The 2,348-nt window shown below is 72.3% G+C and carries 3 protein-coding genes and 1 pseudogene; 1 reads left to right on the plus strand and 3 read right to left on the minus strand.

Translation table 11 applies throughout. The features are described 5' to 3' along the window. The coding region (locus tag AC2W7G_RS13910) for a hypothetical protein (protein WP_485868962.1) at positions 1 to 342 on the plus strand (342 nt) is incomplete at its 5' end. A gap of 185 nt (positions 343 to 527) precedes the next feature. Here AC2W7G_RS13910 and nusB read toward each other — a convergent pair. From nusB to AC2W7G_RS13925, 3 genes and pseudogenes are all read right to left on the minus strand, one after another. Next, positions 528 to 938: a transcription antitermination factor NusB gene (gene nusB, locus AC2W7G_RS13915; protein WP_485868963.1), complete on the minus strand. Its 411-nt coding sequence runs from the start codon at positions 936 to 938 to the stop codon at positions 528 to 530. Further along, on the minus strand, positions 938 to 1,501 hold the full coding sequence (efp, locus tag AC2W7G_RS13920; RefSeq protein WP_485868964.1) for an elongation factor P: 564 nt from the start codon (positions 1,499 to 1,501) through the stop codon (positions 938 to 940). The genes nusB and efp overlap by 1 nt, the downstream gene beginning before the upstream one ends. Beyond that, a pseudogene (locus AC2W7G_RS13925) lies at positions 1,501 to 2,270 on the minus strand (M24 family metallopeptidase). Before AC2W7G_RS13925 ends, efp begins: the two are co-directional and overlap by 1 nt. Between the last annotated feature and the right edge of the window lie 78 nt (positions 2,271 to 2,348).

Genomic DNA, 2,348 nt, shown 5'->3' on the forward strand with positions numbered 1-2,348 from the left:
CACGCGCCGCAGGACGAGCGCGGCCGGGTGGCACCGCTGGGGACGGTGCGCGCCTGCGGGTCGTGCAGGGCACCACCCCGGATCCCCGACGACGGCGTCCGGGACGTGCCCGCCACCGTCGTCGGCCTGCGTGACGACCGCTCGGCGGTGCAGGTCGTGCTGGGGCTTGCGGGCGGGACGGTGCTGGTGGCGTCCGACCGTCCCGTGTCCGGACTCGGACCGGTCGGGCGCGTCGGGCTGCAGCGCGTCCGCGAGGGCGCGTACCGCCGCGAGCCCGTCCTCGTCGACGTCGCGGTGAGCGACGGCGGCGAGTCGACCCCGTCCGTCCCCGGGAGCCGGTGAGTCCCGGTCACTCCCGGACGCTGAGCGGTGAGTCCTGGTCACTTCCGCACGACGGAGTGACCACGGCTCACCGGCCGGTCGTGGGAAGTGACCACCACTCACCGCCCCTCACGCGGCGCACGCCCCAGGACGACGACGGCGGCCGCCCCCGAGGGGACGGCCGCCGTCGAGGCAGCAGCGGGCGCTCAGCCGAGCAGCTGGGACTTCTTCTCCACGATCGTGGCGAGCAGGCCGTTGACGAAGCCGGGCGAGTCGTCGGTCGACAGCTCGCGCGCAAGGCCGACCGCCTCGCTCACCGCCACGGAGTCCGGGACGTCGTCGACGAACAGGATCTCGTAGGTGGCGATGCGCAGCAGGTTGCGGTCGACGCCGGGCATGCGGTCCAGCGTCCAGCCCATGGCGTGGTCGCCGAGGACCTCGTCGAGCCGCTCGCGGTTCGCCACGACACCGTCGACCAGCTCGACGGTGTAGGGGTTGATCGGCGGGTCGTTGTCGGCCTGACGGTCGACGAGGGTGGCGCCGGTCGAGCGTCCCTGGAGCTCGCTCTCGAACAGGATGTCGAGGGCGCGCTTGCGGGCCTTGGTGCGTGCCGCCATCAGGCCTTCACGCGACCGAGGTAGCTGCCGTCGCGGGTGTCGACCTTGATCTTCTCGCCGGTGGTGAGGAACAGCGGGACCTGGATCTCCTTGCCGGTCTCCAGGCGGGCGGGCTTGGTGCCGCCGCTGGAGCGGTCGCCCTGCAGGCCCGGCTCGGTGTGCTCGACGACGAGCTCGACCGACGCGGGGAGCTCGACGTACAGGACGCGGCCCTCGTTGGTGGCCACGACGGCGTTCTGGTTCTCCAGCAGGTAGTCGACCGCCGAGCCCATGACCTCGGGGCTGACCTCGAGCTGGTCGTAGGTCTGGACGTCCATGAACACGTAGTTCGTGCCGTCGTTGTACAGGTACTGCATGTCGCGCTTGTCGACGCTGGCCGTCTCGACCTTGGTGCCGGCGTTGAAGGTCTTGTCGACGACCTTGCCCGACTCGACGTTCTTGATCTTGGTGCGGACGAAGGCGGGGCCCTTGCCCGGCTTGACGTGCTGGAACTCCACGACAGCCCACAGCTGTCCGTCGAGGTTGAGCACCATGCCGTTCTTCAGGTCGTTCGTGGTGGCCATCAGCCGATCTCCAGGAGGTCTCTGGTCATCGTGGTCAGCACCTCGGGACGGCCCTCGGTGACGATGACGGTGTCTTCGATCCGCACGCCCCCGCGTCCCGGCAGGTAGATGCCCGGCTCCATGGTCACGGCGGTGCGGCGGTCCAGTGTACCCGGGTGGCTCGGGGCCAGGAACGGGTCCTCGTGGATGACCAGGCCGACGCCGTGGCCGAGCCCGGTGGTGAACGCCTCGCGCCACCCGGACGCCTCGAGGACGTCCACGGCCGCGTGCCAGGTGTCGGCGACCGGCGTGCCGGCGACGAGCGCGTCCACCCCCGCGGCCTGGGACGCCTGCACGGCGGCGTGGATCTCGCGCTGCCAGTCCGCCGGGGGCCGACGACCGCGGTGCGGGTGCAGTCGGCGTGGTAGCCGTCGACGCGCGCGCCGAAGTCGGTCTTGAGCAGGTCGCCGCGCTGCACCACGCGGTCGGTCGGGTGGTGGTGCGGGATCGCGCTGTTCTCGCCGGCGGCGAGGATGGTCTCGAAGGCGACCGCCTCGGCGCCGAGGTCGAGCATCCGCGCCTCCAGCTGCCGCGCCAGATCGCGCTCGGTTCGGCCGACGACGGGGCCGGCGACGAGCTCCTCCCACGCCTGCACGGAGATGGCGCAGGCCCGGCGCAGGGCGTCGAGCTCCAGCTCGTCCTTGACGACGCGCAGCGCCTCGACCGCGCGCGCCAGGGACACGAGCGCGGTGCCCTCGGCCGCACCGCTCAGCACCGCGTGGTCGTCCACGCTGAGCGCATGGGTCTCGATCCCCCACCGTCCGGACGTGCGGGGCGGCGCCCGACGGCGAGCAGCTCGCGGGTCACG

The sequence above is a fragment of the Aeromicrobium sp. PFPM2_SD2 genome, from assembly GCF_057364525.1.